This window comes from Streptomyces sp. MnatMP-M17, from assembly GCF_900091995.1.
Taxonomy (GTDB): domain Bacteria; phylum Actinomycetota; class Actinomycetes; order Streptomycetales; family Streptomycetaceae; genus Streptomyces.
Window position 1 is genome coordinate 1 of record NZ_FMDK01001039.1, and the last position, 1,273, is coordinate 1,273.

2 protein-coding genes and 1 pseudogene are annotated in these 1,273 nt (G+C 67.4%); all 3 read left to right on the top strand.

Annotated features, from left to right (window positions below):
- The first annotated feature begins 240 nt into the window (after positions 1–240).
- The gene (gene rplU, locus GA0115259_RS35570) at positions 241–561 is read left to right on the top strand and encodes a 50S ribosomal protein L21 (RefSeq protein ID WP_046498608.1); all 321 of its coding nucleotides are present in this window, start codon (positions 241–243) and stop codon (positions 559–561) included.
- 14 nt (positions 562–575) lie between these two features.
- Positions 576–833, top strand: coding sequence for a 50S ribosomal protein L27 (gene rpmA, locus GA0115259_RS35575; RefSeq protein ID WP_093604510.1), 258 nt, complete (start codon positions 576–578; stop codon positions 831–833).
- Positions 834–950: 117 nt separating this feature from the next.
- A pseudogene (locus tag GA0115259_RS35580) lies at positions 951–1,273 on the top strand (GTPase ObgE); the annotation flags it as partial.

The window sequence follows — 1,273 nt, forward strand, 5'->3', positions numbered from 1 at the left end:
GTAGGGCTCCGGCGCCGGACGGGCCGCAGGAGCGGTCCGTCCGGCGCCGGACCTGGTTTGACCCCCTGCACAGGCGGCCCGTACTCTAAACCTTCGGCGTGTTCCAATGCGCGCCCACTCCTGAGCACCCACCTCCCGGCTTCCGGGGGAGGCCGCTCGTCCTGTCAGGATCGTCATGGGCCCCGGCCCGTGCGGGCGGCTGGCATCAGGAGTTCCGTTCCGAGCGAGAGTGAGATCCGCGTGTACGCCATCGTGCGCAGCGGTGGCCGCCAGCACAAGGTTGCTGTCGGTGACATCGTTGAGGTTGACAAGATTTCCACCGCCAAGGTCGGCGACACAGTGGAGCTCAGGACCCTGCTCGTGGTCGACGGCGATGCCGTGACCAGCGACCCGTGGGTGCTGGACGGCATCAAGGTCACGGCCGAGGTCGTGGACCACCACAAGGGCGCGAAGATCGACATCCTTCGCTACAAGAACAAGACCGGCTACCGCCGTCGCCAGGGTCACCGTCAGCAGTACACGGCGATCAAGGTCACCGGTATCCCCGCGGCTGCGAAGTAAGGGACTGAGGAGACATGGCACACAAGAAGGGCGCATCGTCCACTCGGAACGGGCGCGACTCGAATGCTCAGCGGCTCGGCGTGAAGCGCTTCGGCGGTCAGGTCGTCAACGCCGGTGAGATCCTCGTCCGCCAGCGCGGCACGCACTTCCACCCGGGCTCCGGCGTCGGCCGTGGCGGCGACGACACGCTGTTCGCACTGAACGCCGGTGCGGTGCAGTTCGGCACCAGCCGTGGCCGTAACGTCGTGAACATCGTTCCGGTCGCCGAGTAGTCAGGCACCCGTAGAGCGGTTTTCTCGCGAGGGCGGACCTCACTTCCCGGCCGGGAAGCGGGTCCGCCCTTCGCGTGTTCCACCGAAGACATTTCCGTACGTACTGGAGGCAATCCCATGACCACCTTCGTGGACCGCGTCGAGCTGCATGTCGCCGCGGGTAGCGGAGGCCACGGCTGCGCCTCCGTACACCGTGAGAAGTTCAAGCCGCTGGGCGGTCCCGACGGCGGCAACGGCGGCCGTGGCGGCGATGTCATCCTCGTCGTCGACCAGTCCGTGACGACCTTGCTCGACTATCACCACTCGCCGCACCGCAAGGCCACCAACGGCAAGCCGGGCGAGGGCGGCAACCGCTCGGGCAAGGACGGACAGGACCTGGTCCTGCCGGTGCCCGACGGCACGGTCGTCCTGGACAAGCACGGCACCGTACTCGCCGATCT

What these genes read in the sequence shown, in the direction of transcription:
- rpmA (WP_093604510.1), top strand. Translation starts at nt 576, where the DNA reads ATGGCACACAAGAAGGGCGCATCGTCCACTCGGAACGGGCGCGACTCG.